Origin of the sequence: Streptomyces sp. NPDC096132 (assembly GCF_044763345.1) — a bacterium.
GTDB lineage: Bacteria > Actinomycetota > Actinomycetes > Streptomycetales > Streptomycetaceae > Streptomyces.
Genome location: NZ_JBIWGA010000003.1, coordinates 504,474 through 522,442 on the forward strand (window position 1 = coordinate 504,474; position 17,969 = coordinate 522,442).

Annotated in this window: 18 protein-coding genes and 1 pseudogene; 9 read left to right on the forward strand and 10 right to left on the reverse strand. The window is 74.0% G+C overall.

The genetic code is table 11. The features are described from left to right. The first annotated feature begins 28 nt into the window (after positions 1-28). The 3 genes from ACIRF9_RS10020 to ACIRF9_RS10030 are packed head-to-tail and all read left to right on the forward strand — an operon-like array spanning position 29 to position 2,556. Positions 29-772, forward strand: a complete 744-nt coding sequence (locus ACIRF9_RS10020; protein ID WP_403818776.1) for a PIG-L deacetylase family protein — start codon at positions 29-31, stop codon at positions 770-772. Between the two features lie 29 nt (positions 773-801). Next, positions 802-1,701, forward strand: coding sequence for a sigma-70 family RNA polymerase sigma factor (locus ACIRF9_RS10025; protein ID WP_403818778.1), 900 nt, complete (start codon positions 802-804; stop codon positions 1,699-1,701). 24 nt (positions 1,702-1,725) lie between these two features. Further along, a complete protein-coding gene (locus tag ACIRF9_RS10030; protein WP_403818780.1) occupies positions 1,726-2,556 on the forward strand; it encodes a pentapeptide repeat-containing protein in 831 nt (276 codons plus the stop codon). On the opposite strand, the gene ACIRF9_RS10035 is transcribed toward ACIRF9_RS10030, so the two are convergent. Continuing rightward, entirely contained in the window at positions 2,518-4,035 is a 1,518-nt protein-coding gene (locus tag ACIRF9_RS10035; RefSeq protein WP_403818782.1) for a cytochrome P450, read from the reverse strand. The genes ACIRF9_RS10030 and ACIRF9_RS10035 overlap by 39 nt on opposite strands. Positions 4,036-4,142: 107 nt before the next feature. Between ACIRF9_RS10035 and ACIRF9_RS10040 the strand changes: the two genes are divergently transcribed. After that, on the forward strand, positions 4,143-4,751 hold the full coding sequence (locus tag ACIRF9_RS10040) for a TetR/AcrR family transcriptional regulator (RefSeq protein ID WP_403818784.1): 609 nt from the start codon (positions 4,143-4,145) through the stop codon (positions 4,749-4,751). An 86-nt stretch (positions 4,752-4,837) separates the two neighbouring features. Further along, on the forward strand, positions 4,838-5,569 hold the full coding sequence (locus tag ACIRF9_RS10045) for a DUF2470 domain-containing protein (RefSeq protein WP_403818786.1): 732 nt from the start codon (positions 4,838-4,840) through the stop codon (positions 5,567-5,569). Here the strand turns inward: ACIRF9_RS10045 and ACIRF9_RS10050 are convergent. From ACIRF9_RS10050 to ACIRF9_RS10065, 4 genes are all read right to left on the reverse strand, one after another. Continuing rightward, positions 5,537-6,793, reverse strand: a complete 1,257-nt coding sequence (locus ACIRF9_RS10050) for a lactonase family protein (RefSeq protein WP_403818788.1) — start codon at positions 6,791-6,793, stop codon at positions 5,537-5,539. The genes ACIRF9_RS10045 and ACIRF9_RS10050 overlap by 33 nt on opposite strands. A 79-nt stretch (positions 6,794-6,872) precedes the next feature. After that, entirely contained in the window at positions 6,873-7,910 is a 1,038-nt protein-coding gene (locus ACIRF9_RS10055; protein ID WP_403818790.1) for a hypothetical protein, read from the reverse strand. Positions 7,911-7,956: 46 nt separating this feature from the next. Beyond that, positions 7,957-9,210, reverse strand: coding sequence for an aromatic acid exporter family protein (locus ACIRF9_RS10060; RefSeq protein ID WP_403818792.1), 1,254 nt, complete (start codon positions 9,208-9,210; stop codon positions 7,957-7,959). An 87-nt stretch (positions 9,211-9,297) separates the two neighbouring features. Next, positions 9,298-9,873 (reverse strand): CGNR zinc finger domain-containing protein, encoded by a 576-nt coding sequence (locus ACIRF9_RS10065; protein WP_403818794.1) that lies wholly within the window; start codon positions 9,871-9,873, stop codon positions 9,298-9,300. Positions 9,874-10,035: 162 nt separating this feature from the next. Here ACIRF9_RS10065 and ACIRF9_RS10070 point away from each other — a divergent pair, with 162 nt between their 5' ends. Then, positions 10,036-11,028: a zinc-binding alcohol dehydrogenase family protein gene (locus ACIRF9_RS10070; RefSeq protein WP_403818796.1), complete on the forward strand. Its 993-nt coding sequence runs from the start codon at positions 10,036-10,038 to the stop codon at positions 11,026-11,028. A gap of 2 nt (positions 11,029-11,030) precedes the next feature. Here ACIRF9_RS10070 and ACIRF9_RS10075 read toward each other — a convergent pair whose 3' ends face one another. Continuing rightward, positions 11,031-11,525 (reverse strand): FBP domain-containing protein, encoded by a 495-nt coding sequence (locus ACIRF9_RS10075; protein WP_403818798.1) that lies wholly within the window; start codon positions 11,523-11,525, stop codon positions 11,031-11,033. An 88-nt stretch (positions 11,526-11,613) separates the two neighbouring features. Here ACIRF9_RS10075 and ACIRF9_RS10080 point away from each other — a divergent pair, with 88 nt between their 5' ends. Further along, complete coding sequence (locus tag ACIRF9_RS10080; RefSeq protein ID WP_403818800.1) at positions 11,614-12,594, forward strand: DUF3626 domain-containing protein; 981 nt, start codon at positions 11,614-11,616, stop codon at positions 12,592-12,594. On the opposite strand, the pseudogene ACIRF9_RS10085 reads toward ACIRF9_RS10080, so the two are convergent. Continuing rightward, a pseudogene (locus tag ACIRF9_RS10085) lies at positions 12,525-13,179 on the reverse strand (PAS domain-containing protein). The gene ACIRF9_RS10080 and the pseudogene ACIRF9_RS10085 sit on opposite strands and share 70 nt — an antisense overlap. Next, entirely contained in the window at positions 13,172-13,771 is a 600-nt protein-coding gene (locus ACIRF9_RS10090; RefSeq protein ID WP_403818802.1) for an HD domain-containing protein, read from the reverse strand. The pseudogene ACIRF9_RS10085 and the gene ACIRF9_RS10090 overlap by 8 nt, the downstream one beginning before the upstream one ends. 372 nt (positions 13,772-14,143) lie before the next feature. On the opposite strand from ACIRF9_RS10090, the gene ACIRF9_RS10095 reads away from it, so the two are divergent. After that, a complete protein-coding gene (locus ACIRF9_RS10095) occupies positions 14,144-15,433 on the forward strand; it encodes an ROK family protein (protein WP_403818804.1) in 1,290 nt (429 codons plus the stop codon). 65 nt (positions 15,434-15,498) lie between these two features. Further along, the gene (locus tag ACIRF9_RS10100; RefSeq protein ID WP_403818806.1) at positions 15,499-15,729 is read left to right on the forward strand and encodes a hypothetical protein; all 231 of its coding nucleotides are present in this window, start codon (positions 15,499-15,501) and stop codon (positions 15,727-15,729) included. 96 nt (positions 15,730-15,825) lie between these two features. On the opposite strand, the gene ACIRF9_RS10105 is transcribed toward ACIRF9_RS10100, so the two are convergent. Then, a complete protein-coding gene (locus ACIRF9_RS10105) occupies positions 15,826-16,854 on the reverse strand; it encodes an SDR family oxidoreductase (RefSeq protein ID WP_403818808.1) in 1,029 nt (342 codons plus the stop codon). A 79-nt stretch (positions 16,855-16,933) separates the two neighbouring features. After that, positions 16,934-17,905 (reverse strand): SDR family NAD(P)-dependent oxidoreductase, encoded by a 972-nt coding sequence (locus ACIRF9_RS10110; RefSeq protein WP_403818810.1) that lies wholly within the window; start codon positions 17,903-17,905, stop codon positions 16,934-16,936. Between the last annotated feature and the right edge of the window lie 64 nt (positions 17,906-17,969).

A 17,969-nucleotide genomic window follows, 5' to 3' on the forward strand; every position in this document is an offset into this window, starting at 1 on the left:
TGTCGGTGTCACCGATTAGTCTTCAGGCATGACCGAGCCGACGATCACTCAGCTGCAGCCGATGCCGGAGGACTGGCAGCGGGCCCTGGCCGTCGTGGCGCACCCGGACGATCTGGAGTACGGGTGCTCCGCGGCCGTCGCCGCCTGGACCGACGCCGGCCGCGAGGTCGCCTACGTCCTGGCGACGCGCGGCGAGGCGGGCATCGACACCATCGCGCCCGCCGAGTGCGCCCCCCTGCGCGAGCGGGAGCAGCGGGCGAGCGCGGCCGTCGTCGGCGTGTCGACGGTCGAGTTCCTCGACCACCGCGACGGCGTGATCGAGTACGGCACGGCCCTGCGCCGGGACATCGCGGCCGCCATCCGCAGACACCGTCCCGAACTGGTCATCACCCTCAACCACCGCGACACCTGGGGCGGAGTCGCCTGGAACACCCCGGACCACGTGGCCGTGGGCCGCGCCACGCTCGACGCCGCCGGGGACGCCGGCAACCGCTGGATCTTCCCGGAGCTGACCGAGCAGGGCCTCGAGCCGTGGAACGGCGTGCGCTGGGTCGCGGTCGCCGGATCCGCCACCCCCACCCACGCCGTGGACGCCTCGGCGGGCCTGGAGCGCGCGGTGGGCTCGCTGCTCGAACACCGCGCGTACATCGCGGCGCTCACCAGCGAGGATCCGGAAACCTATGTACGCGGCTTTCTGACAGGGGTCTCGAAGTCGGTGGGGGAGCGGTTCGGCGGCCGCCCGGCCGTGGCGTTCGAGCTGTTCAACCGATGACGCACCACGCCGACAGGGGGAGAGGCGACATGACCGACACGGACGTACTGGCGGCACGCTTCGAGGAGCACCGGACGCATCTCAAGGCCGTCGCCTACCGGATGCTCGGCTCGCTCACGGAGGCGGACGACGCCGTACAGGAGACCTGGCTGAAGCTGAGCCGCAGCGATGTGAGCGAGGTGCGCAACCTGGGCGGCTGGCTGACCACGGTGATCGGCCGAGTCTGCCTGGACCTGCTGCGCTCGCGCACCGCCCGCCGCGAACAGCCGATGGACGAGGGGTACGACACCTTCGTGCCGGACCCGGTGATCAGACCCCTGTCCGTGACCGACCCGGAGGAGGAGGTGCTCCAGGCCGACGCGGTGGGCCTCGCCCTGCTGGTCGTGCTGGAGACGCTGGACCCCGCGGAACGGCTCGCGTTCGTGCTGCACGACATGTTCGCCGTGCCGTTCGACGACATCGCCCCGATCGTGGAGCGCAGCACGGCCGCGACCCGACAGCTCGCCAGCCGCGCCCGCCGCCGGGTCCAGGGCGCCACGCCCTCGGCGGAGCCGGACCTCGGCCGGCAGCGCGAGGTGGTGTCCGCCTTCCTGGCCGCCGCCCGCGCCGGGGACTTCGAGGCGCTGCTCGCCGTGCTCCACCCCGATGTGGTGCTGCGTGCCGACGCCGGGGCACTGGTGCGGGGCGCGGCCGCCTCCAAGGTGGTGCACGGGGCGAAGACGGTGGCCGAACAGGCCATGTTCTTCCGCCAGTTCGCGCCGGCCGGGCGACTCGCGCTGGTGGGCGGCGCGGTCGGGATCCTCAACGGCCCCGAGGGAGAGGTGCGGTCCGTCATGGGCATCACCGTCGTCGACGGCCGGATCGTCGCCCTGCACATCCTCGCCGACCCGGAGCGGGTGGCCGCCCTGGACGTGCCGGAGGGAGCGTGAGCGCAGGTCAGTAGGGTGGAGGGCATGCGAGACCAGACAGCGGGCCGGGAAGAACTGCGCGGCGACTGCGGGAACTGCTTCGGCCTGTGCTGTGTGGCCCTGCCCTTCGCCCGCTCCGCGGACTTCGCGCTCGACAAGCCCGCGGGCCGGCCCTGCCCCAACCTGGCGGAGGACCACCGCTGCGGCATCCACGACCGGCTGCGGCAGAAGGGCTTCACCGGCTGCACGGTCTACGACTGCTTCGGCGCCGGCCAGAAGGTCTCGCAGGTCACCTTCGGCGGCCGGGACTGGCGGGGCGCCCCGCGGGAGCACTCCCGCCTCGTGTTCGAGGTGTTCCCCGTCGTCCGCCAACTGCACGAGCTGCTCTGGTACCTCACCGAGGCCCTCACCCTGCCCGCCGCCCGCCCGGTCCACCCGGAGCTGCGCCGGCTCCTGGAGCGGACCGAGGCACTCACCCGGGGGACGCCCGAGGAGCTGGCCGCCCTCGACGTCCCGGCCCACCGCCAGGAGGTCAACGTCCTGCTGCTGAGGACCAGCGAACTCGCCCGGGCCGGGGCCGGCGGGCGCAGGAAGGACCGCCGGGGCGCCGACCTGATGGGCGCCCGCCTCAAGGGCGCCGACCTGCGGGGCGCGAACCTGCGCGGCGCCTATCTGATCGCCGCCGACCTCACCGGCGCGGATCTGCGCGGCGCCGACCTGATCGGGGCCGATCTGCGCGACACCGACCTCACCGACGCCGACCTGACCGGCGCGTTCTTCCTCACCCAGCCCCAGCTGAACGCGGCCCGGGGCAGCGCGGGCACCCGGCTGCCGGGGTCAGTCACCCGCCCGGTGCACTGGACAGCGAGGCTCTGACACCTCCGCCGACGGCAGGGGCGCATCGGCTGCCACCGGTTCCGTTCGCCGCTCCAGACGCAGCCGCAGTCCCTCCGGCATCAGCGTCAGGCGTTCGGTGACCCGGAGCCGGTAGGCCGGGTCGGGCCGCAGGTCGTAGCGGCGCAGGAGAAGGCCGAGGACCAGCGTGGCCTCGTGCAGTGCGAACTGGCGTCCGATGCAGGCCCGGGCGCCGGTGCCGAACGGCTTGAAGGTGTGCGGGGCCCGCCCGCGGACGGCGGAGGCGTCGAAGCGGTCCGGGTCGAAGCGCTCGGCGTCGGCGCCCCACACCTCGGGATCCCGGTGCAGCATCGCCGTCAGCACCAGCGCCCAGGCACCCCGCCGCATCGGATGCTCCCCGCCCAGCACCGTGTCCTCGCGGGCCTCCCGCGCGAACGCGGGCGCCGTGGGCCACAGCCGCAGCGCTTCGTCGAGCACCCGGCGCACATACCGCAGCTTCGCCACCTGGTCGTACCCGGGCACCGCCGTGTCGCCCCACACCCGGTCCACCTCGGCCCGGGCCCGCGCCGCGACCTGCGGGTTCAGGGAGAGGTAGTGCAGGGTGAAGGAGAGCGCGCCGGAGGTGGTCTCGTGGCCCGCGACCAGGAAGGTGATGACCTGGCGCCGTACGTTCTCCGCCGACAGCCGTTCACCGGTCTCGGGGTGCGAGGTGTCGAGCATCCGGTCGAGCAGGTCCCCGTCCCCGCCTCCTCCGTCGCGCCGCGCCCGTACCAGGTCGTCGACCGTCCGGTTGAGGTAGGCGATGTCGGCCTCGTTCTGCCGCGTGGCCTGCCTCAACAGCCCCGGGAACGGCAGGGAGTTGAGACGCTGGGCATAGGTGAGCGTGCCCACCATCGCCGTCACGAAGGGATGGAGCCGGGCACGCTCGAAAGAGCCGAAGTCGTGTCCGAATCCGGTGCGCGCGATCGTCTCCAGGGTCAGCTTGGTCATGTCCCCGGGCACGTCGACGGCGCGTCCGGCGGCCAGTTCCCGGTCCCAGTGACCGGTGAGCCGCTCGGCGACGTCCAGCATCATGGGGTGGTAGGCCGCCATGGCCTCCCGGCTGAACCCCGGGGCGAGGACGTCGTGTGCCAGCTGCCAGTTGGGCTCGTGGTTGTACGCGGTGAACAGGCCGTCCCCGGCCACGGGTCGCAGGTTGGCGATCCCGAGCCCCACGTGCTTGGCGAACCGCGACTCGTCGGCCATGTCGGCGGCGAGCCGCGCGCCCCACACGAACACGAACTCCCTGCCGAACGCCTTGCGCCGGAAGATCGGCCCCAGTTGCCGGGCGTACCGCAGCGAGTCCTGCAGCGGGGTGCGCCGGCTGGCGCCCAGGAGGTCGCCGAGCAGCGGCAGCCGGTACGGCGGATGCGGAACGCGGTGCAGCTCCGGCCACCCCAGCTCCGCCCCGCGGAACCCCCTGGGGAGTACGTCCCCGGTCCTCGTCACCGTCTCCGCCATGACGCGATCTCCTTTGAGCCAGCGGCAGGTTGGAACTGTTGTACGTGGGTTCAATAACGCGCCCAGTCTCGTCCTCCCGTCGAACCGGCGTCAAGTAAAGTGCGGGCATGGCCGCGAACCAGCAGGAGCGCACCCGGCGCCGAATGAGCACCGAGGAGCGCAGGGAACAGCTCCTGTCGGTGGGCGCGCGCCTGTTCTCGGAGAGTCCGTACGACGAGGTCTGGATCGAGCAGGTCGCCGAGATCGCCGGCGTCTCGCGCGGGCTGCTCTACCACTACTTCCCGACCAAACGGGACTTCTTCGCGGCGGTCGTCGAGCGGGAGAGCGAGCGGATGCTGCGGATGACCGCGGCGGTGCCGGGCGTCCCGGTCCGCGAACAGCTCGCCTCGGGCCTCGACACGTACCTGGAGTACGTCGAGACGCACGCGCACGGCTACCGCGCCTTCCATCGCGCGGACGCGGCCGGCGACCAGTCCGTCCGCCGGGTCTACCGGCGCGCCCTGGCCGCGCAGGAGCAGCAGATCCTGGCCGCCCTCGGTGCCGACCCGGAGTTCGGCCCCCTCTTCGAGGAGCGCCCCGACGTACGGCTTGCGGTGCGCGGCTGGCTGGCGTTCACCACGGCCGTCTGCCTGGAGTGGCTGCGCGGCTCGGACCTGACGCGGGAGCAGGTGCGGGATCTGTGCGCACGGGCGTTGCTCGGGGTCATCGCACACTGACAGATGTCACAAAAGATCACCTGCCCCGGTTGGCGTGCGCCCCGAACTCCGCTAGGTTAGGCAAGGCTTACCTAAGGAGGTCTGGGATGGGTGACAGTGACAGCCACAGCTGGACGGCGGAGCCCGGTGCGGCCGAGCGGGCCCGGTCGGTGCTGGCCGCCGCGTGGTCCTGCGCGGTCACCGCGGACGGCGGACGCGAGGAGTTCGTCGGCGCGCACACCGTCGACGAGGACGGCCGGGTGCATGTACACGTGCCCGAGGACAGCTCCCTGCTCACGGCGGCGATCTGCGCTCCCCGCGGCGAGCCGTCCGCCGTGCTGGAGTTCGCCGACGTGGCGCCCGTCCCCGTCCGCAACCGCATCCGCGCCCGGCTCTGGCTCGCCGGCTGGTTCGCCCCCGAGGACGACCACCTCGTCTTCCACGCCACCCGGGTCGTCCTGAAACAGCCCTCCGGCGCGGTCGTCGTCGCCCTCGACGAGTTCGCCGAGGCCGCGCCCGACCCCCTCGCCATCGCCGAGGCCCACCTGCTGACGCACCTCGCCGACGCCCACCCCGACGCCGTCGAGCGGCTCACCCGGCTGGTCCGGCGCGACAGCCTGCACGGCGCCGTACGGGTCCAGCCGCTCGCCGTCGACCGGCACGGACTGACCCTGCGCATCGAACGCGCCCGCGCCCACGGCGACGTACGCCTGCCCTTCCACGCGCCCGCCGACGACGTCGGACAGCTCACCGAGCGCATGCACGTCCTGCTCACCCAGGCGAGCGCCGCGTCCTGCCCGCGCGCCCTACAGCGGCAGCGCACAGACGGCGACGGGTGACGCGAACGGCTCGCCCGCGAGCCGCAGTTCGCCGCTCCCGCCGTCTACCTCGAAAACGCTGACCGTGCCGGAGCGCTGGTTCGCCGCGAACAGCAGACCGCCGTCCGGCGAAAGGGCGATCTGCCGGGGGAAGTCCCCTTCCACCGCGACCGTGCCGAGCAGCCGCAGCCGGGCCCCGTCCGCCTCCACCGCGTACCGCGCGAGGGTGTTGTCGCCGCGGTTGGCCAGGAACGCGTACGCGCCGTCCGGCGTGACCGCGAACTGCGCCGGATAGTTGGGGTCCGCCTTCGCGCCCGTGGACTGCGGCGCGCCGATCGTCAGACGGCCGGTGCCGGCCTCGTAGGCGCAGACCGCGACCGTGTCGTCGGCCTCGTTGGCGAGGTAGGCGTACCGGCCCCCGGGGTGGAACGTCAGCTGGCGCGGCCCCGCGCCCGGCCGGGTGTGCGCCTGCGCGACCTCCGTGAGCGTGCCCTTCCGCTCGTCCAGGCGGTAGCTGTACACCGTGTCCGTACCGAGGTCGACGGCCAGGACGTGCCCGCCGTCCGGCGCGGTGACGAACTGGTGGGCGTGCGGTCCCTGTTGCCCCGGGCCCGGCGAGGGACGGGTGTGCCGGACCGTGGCGGTGCGCTCGCCCAGCGCCCCCGAGGCAGCGATCGGGTGCACGGCCACCGTGCCCGAGCCGTAGTCGGCGCTCAGCAGCCAGCGCCCGCCCGGATGCACGGACAGATGACAGGGATGGGCCCCGCCCGTCGCCCGGCTCCCGAGGACCTTCCGGTCCGACAGCCGTACGGCGGTCACCGTCCCCTTAGCGCGCTCGTTCACCGCGTACAGCGTTGCGCCGTCCGGGTGCACCGCGAGGTACGAGGGGTCCGGGACGCCGGTGATCGTGCCCCGGCCGGTGATCCGCCCCGACGCGGGGTCGTACGACGCGACGCCGACGCCCTTCCCGCCGCCCTCGGCGGAGGTGTAGGTGCCCAGGTAGAGGGGCCGGGGGCCGGAGGGGCTCGGTGAGGGGCTCGACGAGACGGACGACGAGGCCTGCCCGGACGGCGAGCCCTGCCCGGGCGACGCGGCCTCCTGCGGCTCCTGAGCCTCCGGTGCCGCGCCGGAGTCGCCGTCGCCGCCGCACCCGGCGACGGCCGGTGCCACCGCCGCCCCGCCGAGCACCGCGACGAAACGGCGCCTGCTCCAGCCCTCCGCGGCCGCTCCCGTCCGCCTACCCATGTACGCACCTCATGACGGCCACCCTTTCCCGGAACGGCCGTCGAACGCAAAAGCGGGAGCCCGCGGCGCCCGGGAGCGGCTACCAGTCGCCGTCCTCCACCGGCTTCCCCGGCGCGTCCTTGAGCTGGTGCACCTGACCGGGCGCGGGCTCCTGCCACGGGTCCAGGTCGTCGCCCAGCCACTCGCCCACCGGCTTCACCTCGGCCAGGGCGTCGCTCGGGGCGACGTCCTGGGCGTCCTGGTCGTAGTAGTCGAACCAGGGCAGCCCGGCCTTCGTGTACGCGGCGCGGTCCACGGGGGACGGCGGGGGCTCCTCGCCGGTGATGCGACGCCACTCCGGGGGCGTCACCAGGTGTACGAAGACGCGGGCGGCGGGCCGCCGCGTGTAGTCCGTGACCGGGCGGACGTCCCGGTAGACCTCCTGCCGCATCGAACCGCCCACGCCCAGGCCCATCGCGGCGGCGGCCCGGGCCCGGGGCGCGCCTCCCGGAGCGGGGGCCGCGGCGGGCATCATCGGGGCCGCGCCCGGCGACCGGCCCACCGACTTCACGCTCCGCGTCTCCAGGGACAGGCGGCGCTCCGCCTCCCGCCACGCCGCGCGCTTCTCCTCGGTCAGCGGGAAGGACTGCAGCTGGACCCCGCCCCACACCTCCTCGCCGGTGACCTGGCCCTCCACGGTCGCGCCCAGGCCGAGCGGCACCGCCACGAACTGGCGCACGGTGCCCTTCCCGCTGTTGATGCCGTCCAGCCAGGGCTGACGCGGCAGCGCGACGTAGTTCTGCGGATCGGGGGAGAGCCGGTCGCTCCAGGGCTTTCCGGAGACCGCGCACACCTTGCCCGCCCCGATCTGCAGCGCGGCCGGCTCCGCCGAGCCCCCGAAGCTCAGCCACATCGCCTCACGCAGATACATCGGCAGCATCACGCCACCGCGCGCCAGCCAGTCGGCGGGCACGGTGTCCGGGTGGTCGGCGACCCGGCGGACGGGGAACGCGCCCAGCCCGGGCGGCAGGTCGTGCGTGCCGCTCTCCGGCAGCCGCAGCGTCCGCATGAAGCGCACCGCCACCCCGCCCGGCAGCCTCAGCGTGTCCCCGTCGATCCGTACGGCGGTGTCGGTCATCGGCCCGCTCCCTCGCCTCTCACGCCGGCCCCGTCCCGGCGCTCCCTCAGAAGGAACGCCGGCCGAACCCCGTACGGTTCCGCCACAACTGGTCCTGAACGCCCAGCCGCTCGCGCAGCCGGGTCAGCCGCGGCATCCGTTCGCGCTGCTGCGCCGACGCGCGGTCCAGTTCCTCCAGGAGCCGGTGGGAGCGGTGCTCGGTGTCGAGCTCGTCGATGATGCGGTTGACCTCGGTCAGCACCGCGCCGTGCAGCTGCCACTGCCGGGCGTCGTGCTGGAGCTGCTCCAGCAGCAGCTGGGCCAGCTTGTCGCGGGTGGCGGCGGCCTGCCGCAGCTCCGCGGTGAGCCGGGACTCGGCGGCGTCCGCGTTGAGGCTGACGTGCGTGGTGACCAGCACCGCGAAGCTGACCACGGCGTCGGCGATCTCCGACAGCAGCCGCTCCACGACCTCGCCGGTCTCGGCCGTGAACAGCGGCTGCGGCTCGCGCTCCTTGGCGAGATCGGTCAGGGTACGCGCCAGCACCCGCAGGACGACCGTGCAGATCTCCAGGGTGTCCAGACCGGTGCGCAGCACCACCCGGTGCAGCAGGCCCTCCCGTACGCGCGGATTGAGCCGCAGACTGTCCTCGGCCTGCCGCAGCGCCGCGTCCACGTCCACGATGTCGTGGTCGAGCCGGCGCGCCTCGTGCAGCCGGGCGGCCGCCACCTCGACGGGAGTGCGGCCGGCGGCCTCCTCCCCGATGCGCAGCATCAGCTGCCGCAGCCGGCGGGCCAGCCCCTCGATCGACTCGCCCGCCTCCTCGATCCACACCGGAGGCGGCAGCAGCAGATTGATGCCGAGCCCGACGACCGCGCCGATCAGGGTCTCCACGATCCGCGCCCACGCCGTGTCCCCGACGGTGGTCACGCCGAGCACCAGCATGGCGCTGATCGCCACTTCGGGCACGTACTCGTCGACCCGCACCAGATGCCCGACGGCCAGCGCGGCCAGGATCAGCAGCGCGAGGCTCCACCAGGTCAGGCCCACCAGCTGGCTGAAGGCGATGGCGACCAGCACGCCGGCCACCACCGAGTTCACCCGGCGGATGCCGTTGGTGAGGGTGGCGAACAGGGTGACCTGGACGACCAGCAGCGCGGTCAGCGGCGCGGTGAGGGGGGCGGCCTCGGGACTGAGCCGCAGCGCGACGACGTACGCGATCGTCGCCGCCGCGGTGGAGCGGAAGGCCTGGACGACAACGGGTTCCTTGTGGCGCCGCACGAACCGTGCGAGCGGCGCCGCTCGCTCATGTACCTCTCCCATCCCCATTCCCGTTCCCGTTTCCCACCCTGCTCGAACGTTTCTTCCGTCCTCAGGGTGCCTGTGCCGCGCCGTGGAGGAAATCCCCTCTCACCGGTTGGACGCGGCCCTGCCGCGGGACCGGTAGCCGGCCACCTTCGCATGGTTGCCGCACCGGTCCATGGAGCACCAACGGCGGCGGCGGGCCTGCGAGTCGTCGAGGAACAGCAGGGAACAGTCGGGGCTCTCGCACTTCTTCACCCGTTCGACGAGTGGGCCGCGCACCAGCAGGACGGCGTCCCGCGCGACCGTGGCCAGCGCGGCCCGGGCCGGCTGCCGCGCCGTCCAGGGGCGCGGGCCGAGCTGGGGCGCGAGGTCGGGGCGGGCGGCCGCCTCGTTGACCCGAGTGACGTCGGCCGGGTCCGGCTCCCGTCCGTCCATCGCGGCGCGGACGAGCCGGTGAACGGCCTCGCGCAGGCCGCGGGCATCCGTGAGGTCCCTCGCCGTGACCTGTGGCGGCCCGGTCTCCGCCGCCAGCCCGGCCTCCTCGATCCAGCGGCCCAGCGCGGCGGGGTCGGGCAGCCGCTCCACGGGGTCGGCGTGCCGTCGGCCGAGCGTGGCGACGAAGTCCAGGCAGGGGCGCCCGCCGAGGAAGGGGAAGGCGAGCACGGGGTCGCGGTCGGTCATGCGGCCGAGCTTATCGCTCACGACACCGGTTCATGAGGTGTCCCGCCGGATCCGCTTCCGCGGCTTGACACCGGTTGAGGGGGTGTCGCAAGGTGACACCGGTTCAACCGGTGTCGGTCATCTCCTCGGACGGGGTGACCGCTGTGCGAGAGCGGGTGGGGTATGCGTGCGGTGCGGATCGAGGAGTTCGGCGGGCCCGAGGTGCTGGTGCCGGTCGAGGTGCCCGACGCGGTGGCGGGACCCGGTGAGGTGCTGGTGCGGATCGAGGCCGCGGGGGTGAACCGTGCGGACGCCCTGCTCAGGTCGGGCCGCTACCACCGGGCCGGACGCCCGCCCCTCGTCCCCGGCGCGGAGGCGGCCGGCACGGTGGCCGCCGTGGGGGAGGGGGTGACGGGGTTCGCGGTCGGGCAGCGGGTGGTCGCCCTCGACGGCGGCCGGGCACCCGGCTTCTATGCCGAGCTGGCCGCCGTACCGGCCACTCAGGTCGTCGCCCTGCCCGACGGAGTGGATCCGGTCGCGGCGGCCGCGCTCCCCGTGGCCTGGCTCTCCGCCTGGTACTGCCTGCGCCGGCTCGCCCGGGTCACCGCGGACGAGACGGTGGTGGTGAAGGCGGCGGCCAGTGGGGTGGGCAGCGCGGCCGTCCAGATCGCCGCGGAGGCCGGTGCCCGGGTGATCGCCCTCGCCGGCTCCCCCGAGAAGGCGGCCTGGGCGGCCGAGTTCGGTGCCCACGCCGCCGTCGACACTTCCGCGCACCCGGACGACGCCGAGGTCGAGGAGGTGCTGCGGCTGACCGGCGGACGCGGCGCCGACGTCGTCCTCGACACCGTCGGAGGCCGTGCCTTCGGACGGAGCCTGCGCGCGGTGGCGCCGGGCGGCCGGGTCGTCGCCCTCGCCAACGTCGCTCTCGAGCCGAGCATCGTCGACACCCGCGACTTCTATCCCAAGAACGCGTCGATCCTCGGCTTCCAGCTCACCAACCTCCAGCTGAGCGGCTGGGACCCGCGTCCGGACCTGCGTGAACTGGCCGAACGGGTGGCCGCGGGCACCTACCGCGTGCCCGTCGAGACGGTCCTGCCCCTGAGCGAGGCGCGCACCGCGCACGAGCGGCTGGAGCGACGGGAGAACCGGGGGAAGATCGTGCTCACCCCCGCGTGAGGTCAGACGTACAGCTTGTCCAGGAAGGCGGACAGATGGCCCGCGGTGCGGGCGATCTGCTCGTCGAGCGTGAGGCTCTCCTCGAACCGGCCGCCCGCCTCGGGCACCTTCCGGCCGCGCACGTAGAGGGAGCAGGCGAGGTCGGTGCACATGTACAGGCCGACCGAGTTGCCCTCCCGTCCCGCCGGGCCCGCCTTGCGGGCCGTCATCAGCGAGACCCCGCCGCCGGGGTGGGTGGTCAGACACAGCGAGCACATGCTGCGGTGCTGGAAGCCGCGCTGCGAGGACGGGAAGCGCAGGGTCACGCCGACGAGCCGGCCCTCCCGCTCGGCGACCAGGTAACTGCGGTCCGGCGCACCCGGATCGCGCCAGCCCAGGAAGTCCAGATCCGCCCAAGGCAGTCGGTCGAGTTCCCGGGGCACCGAGAGCCGCTTGGCCTCCCCCTTCGAACAGTTGATGAACGAGTCGCGGATGTCGCTCTCGGTGAGTGGCTTCATGGGGGAGTCTCCTGATCGGTACTGCCTTGGGAAAACCTAGGACCACTAGGTTGGTTCCTAGACTAGATAGCAGGAGTGAGGGGAGCCAGTGAATTTCCCGGAGGACGCCCCGCCGTCGTCACGCGTACGGGCGGCCCTGCGTCACGTCGCCGCCCGTGCCACCGGCCCGGCCCTCGGCCCCGACCTGCACATCACGCTCAACTTCCACCCGGACCGGGAAGCCGGGGGCCTGCCGATCCTCAGAGCGCTCGGCCGGGACGGCGCCTACCACTCGCAGTTCGTCACCGGCACCGGCAACGGCGGCCTCACCGCGCATCCCGGCGGCGACCGGTGGCGCTGGGAGAGCCGGATCTTCGGCGGGGCGTACGACGACGCCGACCCGCGCGAGCGGCCGGTGTACGGCGCACTGGACTTCCGCCGCCAAGTCGTGGGCGCCGCGCCACGGTTCGGCTCCTCCCACTTCCGGCTGGCCCGGGGCACGCTCGCCCGCGCCACCTTCTGCTACCCCGACAGCGCGGCCGAGCCCGCCGACTTCGGCGTCGCCCGTGCCATGTCCCTGCTCGCCCTGGCCGAGGCGGACGAGCGCGACGCCCTCAACGACTACGTCGAGGCCCACGTCCACGGCGGCGTCGACCTCGCCCGGGACGTGGAGGCCCTGGTCCTCGATCCGAGCTACCGCGGCACCCCCGTGGAGGAAGCGGCCCGCGCGCTGCCCTGCCGCCTCGAGTGGCACCCCGGGTACCGCATCACCGTCGCGCGACTGCACCGGTACGCCGGCTACCGGGGCCGGGAGTACGCCGAGCTGGGCGCCCGGATCGCCGAGGCCGGGGTCGTCGACCCGCGCGTGATCGGCGACGCGGCCCGCAGCGGACGGCACGCGCTCCAGGACCTGAAGATGGTGTGGCACACCCTCGCCCGCTTCGGGGCACCGGAGGGCGCCGGTACGGCGGAGTCGACCGAGGACGCGCTCGCCCGCTCCCTGGCCGACACCACCCGCCTCTACTCGCCTCCCGGGACGGGGGCCGGCGCCGGGGGCCACACCCCGGCCGCCGGCACCCCCTCCGCATAGGCCCGGGCGACCGGTTCCGTACGGTTCGCCGCGCCCCAGCGGGCCGCAAGGCGCCGCAGGCGGTAGGTCACCCCGTCCCGGCCGAGTCCGGTCCCGCGGGCGGCGTGGCCCGTCGTCGCGCCGCCCGCGAGCAGGGCGAGGACGCGGGACTCGACCGGGGAGACCCGGACCGGGGGCGGCTGGGCGACGGGGCTCGCGTGCGCGTTCACCGAGGAGGCGCGGCATCACCAGCAGCGCCGAAGTCTCTCCACGGTGTCGCTCAACGGGTCCGCGGTGAGCTCCCCGTACCGCTCCGCCCCGCCGGGCGTCCGCAGGCTCACCGACACCTGGTAGCGCGAGCGGTGCCGCAGCCGCAGCGCCTGGGCGATCCGCTCCACCCGCGTGGCCTCCCGCGGCCGGAACGACTCCAGCACGTCCCGCCCGCGCAGGCGCCCCGGCGCGGTCCCGCACTCCGCGGCCATCGCCGGATCGGCCAGCAGACGGCGCCGTGCAGGTCGCACACCGCGACCGGCCCGCCTACCGGTCGAAGAGGGTCAGCGCGCGGTTGCGCCACATCACGGCGGCCCGCCCGGTGTCCTCACGCATGGACGGGATGCGCAGCCTGCCAGGCCAGGCGCAGGTCCGCGCCCTCCCCGACGGCGGTCAGGAACTCGTCCAGCGCCAGGAACTCCTCCCAGACCGGTCGGCCGCCCGCGCGTGACAGCTCGGCCACGACCAGGTCCTCGAGATCGGCCACCCGCTTGTTCTTCCACACCTTGTCGGCCAGGCTCACCAGCAGATCCTCGACACCGGCGCCCGGCGCGTGCCAGGACGCGTGACTCCCCGCGAAGCGGGCCAGCTCCGGAGCCGTCCCCCGCGCCAGCAGCAGCTCCCGCCCGGCCTCCTCGTGCCGGGAGCCCGGACCGGAGAGCTCCTCGCGGTGCAGGACCTTGCCCACGTCGTGCGTGGCCGCACCGAACAGCACCGCCTCCCGGTCCACGGCCAGTTCGGGACGGTGCCGCGCGAGCCAGTCCACGAGCTGCGCGGCGACCTCGTGCACCGCCCGCAGATGGGCGACCAGCCGGGGCGGCGCCCCCAGCTCGGCGAGCAGTCCGGCCACGCTCACGGGCAGCGGCCGCAGCGGGGGATCCGACGTCTCGTCCAGGGCGATCGACAGCGCGTCCGGGGTGGAGGTCATCGGGCCAGCGTAATAACCCGCGTCCCGGCAAGCCCCCGCGCCCGTTTTCCCCTGCACGATCGTGCAGTGCCACGGCAGGGCCCGCACACCCGAGTGGATCACGCTGGAATCCGGGACGTCCCCCACCGCGTCCCTACGTCCGTACAGCGAAAGGCAGTTGTCGCGCCATGCCCCGCACCGCGCTGCACCCGCACCCCACCGAAGCCCTCGCCGGAGTCCCCCTCGTCGACCTCACCGCCACCGGCCCCGGCCCGACCCGCGGCCGGGCGCCGTGTGCTTAGCTCACATCGTGAACTAAGGGTTGGAGGAATGTCGCGCCGGGCCCGTCCCTGAGGGTATGTTGCAGGTCGGGCTCGGTGCGAGGGGAGCGTCATGGCGGAGCGGAACGGGCGTACGGTACGCGATCTCAGGCGGGCCAACCGCACGGCCGTCCTGCAACGGCTCTACTTCGACGGCCCCCTCAGCCGCTTCGAGCTGGGCCCGGCCACCGGCCTGAGCTCCGGCTCGATCAGCAATGTCGTCGGCGACCTGGTCGCCGACGGACTGGTCGAGGAGGCCGGCAGCGTCGACTCCGACGGCGGCCGCCCCCGCATCCTGCTGCGCGTTGCTCCCACCAGCGGCCACATGATCGGCGTGGACGTCGGCGAGACCCGGGTGCGGATCGAGCTGTTCGACCTCACCCTCACCGAACTCGCCCGCACGGAACGCCCCTTGGAGCAGCAGCGGTACGAGGTCGAGGGGATCGTCGGGCACATCCGCGACGGCGTCGCCGAGGTGCTCGCGGCGGCGGACCTCGCCCCCGAGCAACTCCTCGGCGTCGGCATCGGCGTCCCCGGCATCGTCGAGCACACCCCCGAGAGCGGTGCCGTCGTGCACGGCCAGACGATCGGCTGGGACGCCGTCCCGCTGGAGGCGTTGCTCCGCGAGGGCTCCCCGCTGCCCGCGACCGTCCCGTACTTCATCGACAACGGCGCCAGGACCCTCGGCCAGGCCGAGATGTGGTTCGGGGCCGGACGCGGCGCCCGCAACGCCGTCGTGGTCCTCTTCGGCTCCGGTGTCGGCGCCAGCCTCGTCACCCCCGAGGCGGAACAGGGCCGGGCCCTCGAATGGGGGCATCTGACGGTACGGGTCCGGGGCCGCCGCTGCCGGTGCGGCGCCCTCGGTTGTCTGGAGGCGTACGCGGGAGCCGAGGCGCTCCTCGACCGCTGGCGCGAGGAGGGGGGACGGCCGCCCGCGGACGCCGACGAGGAGAGCGCGCTCACCGCGATGCTCGCCGCCGCCCACCCGGAGGACGGCACGGAGGCCGACCCCGCCGCCCGCGCGGTCCTGGAGGAGACCGCCGAGTACCTGGGCGCCGGGCTCGCCGACCTGATCAACCTCTTCCAGCCCGAGCGCATCCTCTTCGGCGGCTGGGCGGGCCTCCAGCTCGGCGCCCGCTTCCTGCCCGCCGTACGCCGCCACGCCACCGCCTACGCGCTGCGCCACCCCGCCCGGAAGGTCACCGTCGAACTCGGCCGGCTCGGCCCCGACGCGGTCACCGTCGGAGCGGCGATCCTCCCGCTCGCCGACTTCTTCGCCCGCGGCGGCAGGCGCCCCGAGCCCCTGCCCAGCGGCCCGCAGCCCGCCTGGCGCACGGCACTGGAGGAGCGCGCCCCGCACTGAGGTTTCGCCGGTCGCGGCGGAGGTACTCGCGCCTCCCACGCACGACACCTCGAAGGGAGCACGCCGTGGCCGACCACCGCGACGAGGGCTCCGGCGAGAGCGGCACGCCGATCCCCCGGGACCTGCCGGACCAGCAGGCCGACACAGGCGAGGACCCCTGGGACGTCGAGCAGCCCCAGGAGCCCGAGGACACCGACGTCCCCGACACCGACGAGGCGGGCACCGGCCGCCGGGGCGCCCCCCACACGGCCGGCGTCCACCCCGACCAGCCGGTACCGGACGAGCCCTCCGACTGAGCCACCGCAACAGGCCGCCCGAGGGAGCCGGCGGGCGGCCGGTCAAGCGGCCCTCCGACGCCGCGGGCCGGAGCGGGCGGCCGGTGAACCGGTGCCTCAGCCCACCTTCCGCCCCCGCATCGGGGCCGTGGCCTCGCCGTCTCCGGTGCGCAGGCCCCGCAGGAACTCCTGGAGCACCTCCGTCGCCGTGCGCTCCGGGCGCCAGCCCAGTTCGGTACGGGCGCGGGTGCAGTCCATCAGGGGCAGGCGCAGGACCGCGTCGAAGAGGTGCGGCGAGGCCGGGAGGAGACGCAGACCCCAGGCCGCGGCGATCGCCGAGCGGGCCGCCGTACGCGGCAGCCGCACCGGGCGGGCGTCGAACATCTCACCCAGCAGCTCCGCGTCCACGGCGGGCTCGGCCGCGAGGTTGAACGCGCCGCGCGCCTCACCGCGCAGGGCGAGCCGGTACGCCTCGGCGGCGTCGTCGGTGTGCAGTGCCTGGACGCGCAGCCCCGGGATGTCGGGGAGGAACGGCAGCAGGTCGGGACGGGCGGCGGGGCCGGGCAGGAACCTGCCGCCGAAGATGCGCCGCTGCTCGCTCGCCGACTCCCGCTTGAACAGGAACGCCGGCCGCATCCGCACCACCCGCACCGCCGGATGGTCCCGCTCGAAGGTGTCCAGGGCCCGCTCCAGGTAGGCCTTCTCCCGGCAGTACGCGGCGTCCGGCCAGCCGTGGGTCGGCCACGACTCGTCCACCGCGCGTTCCTTCGGACCCGGCGAGTACGCGCCCACCGACGACGCGTGCACCAGGACGGGCACCTTCGCCGCGGCCACCGCCTCGAACACCCGGATGCTCCCCAGCACATTGGTGCGCCAGGTCACCGCCGGATCGTGGGTCGGCTGGAACGCCCAGGCCAGGTGCACCACCGCGTCGACGCCCTCGAACAGTCCGGTCAGACTGACGTCCTCGGACGCCAGGTCCAGCCCGGTCCACTCGGTCTTCGGCGGCGCCCAGTCCGGGACCCGCCGGGCCAGGCCCCGCACCGAGGCGATGCCCGGATCCTCCGACAGCAGACGCACCAGACTCGTTCCGACGTTGCCGGTGGCCCCCGTGACGACGATGTCGCTGCCCGTTGAGCTGGTCACCTTCGGCTCCTCTCGACGGTCCCGACCGCGGACCCACCGAGTACCCGCGTCACGGGCATCCGGCACGTGCCGGGAGGCCCTACGCGGCGAACGCGTTCACTCCCGTGAGCTCCGCCGACAGCTCCCACAGCCGCGCCGCCTGCGCGCGGTCCGTCGCCCAGGCCTTCACCCCGACCCGCTCGCCGTCCTCGGGGGCGGGCCCGGCGATGTCGCAGTCCTCCAGGTAGACCCCGCCCATGCCGTCCAGCTGCGGCGAGGTCGCCGCCCACACCTGGGTGGCCGCGCCCTGCTCCGGGGTCTTGAAGCCCGGCTGCGGGATCGGGTTGCCGTCCTCGTCGATCCAGCCGTTCGCGATCATCTCCTCCTTGGGCAGATGCCGCTGGAGGGGCGTGAGGATGCCGCCGGGGTGGAGCGAGAAGGCCCGCACGCCGCGGTCCCGGGCGAGCGCGTCGAGATGCACGGCGAACAGCACGTTCGCCGTCTTCGCCTGCCCGTACGCCTGCCACTTGTCGTAGCCGTGCCGCCAGTGGACGTCGTCCCAGCGCATCCCGGAGAAGTGGTGGCCGCGCGAGGACACCGACACGACCCGGGCCCCGCCGGGCTCGATCGCCGGCCACAGCCGGTTGACGAGCGCGAAGTGACCGAGGTGGTTCGTGGCGAACTGGGCCTCCCAGCCCGGCCCGACCCGGGTCTCCGGGCAGGCCATGATCCCGGCGTTGTCGATGACGAGGTCGACCGTGCGGTCCGTGGCGAGGAAACGGTCGGCGAAGGCGCGGACGCTGTCCAGGTCGCCGAGGTCGAGCGCGTCCACCTCGACGTTCCCGACGCCGACGAGGTTCTCGCGGGCCGTCTCGGGGCGCCGCGCGGGGACGACGACCCGGGCGCCCGCCCTGACGAGCGCACGGGTCGTCTCCAGGCCCAGGCCGGAGTAGCCGCCCGTGACGATCGCCAGCTTCCCGGTCAGATCGATGCCCCGCAGGACGTCGTCGGCGGTGCTCGTGGCGCCGAAACCCGAGCCGATCTTGTGCTGTGCGGTGTCGCTGTAGCTCATGCTCGGAACGCTACGAATTGGAGTGCGCTCGAAGTCAAGCGCCGATCCGCGGACTCACCCTCGC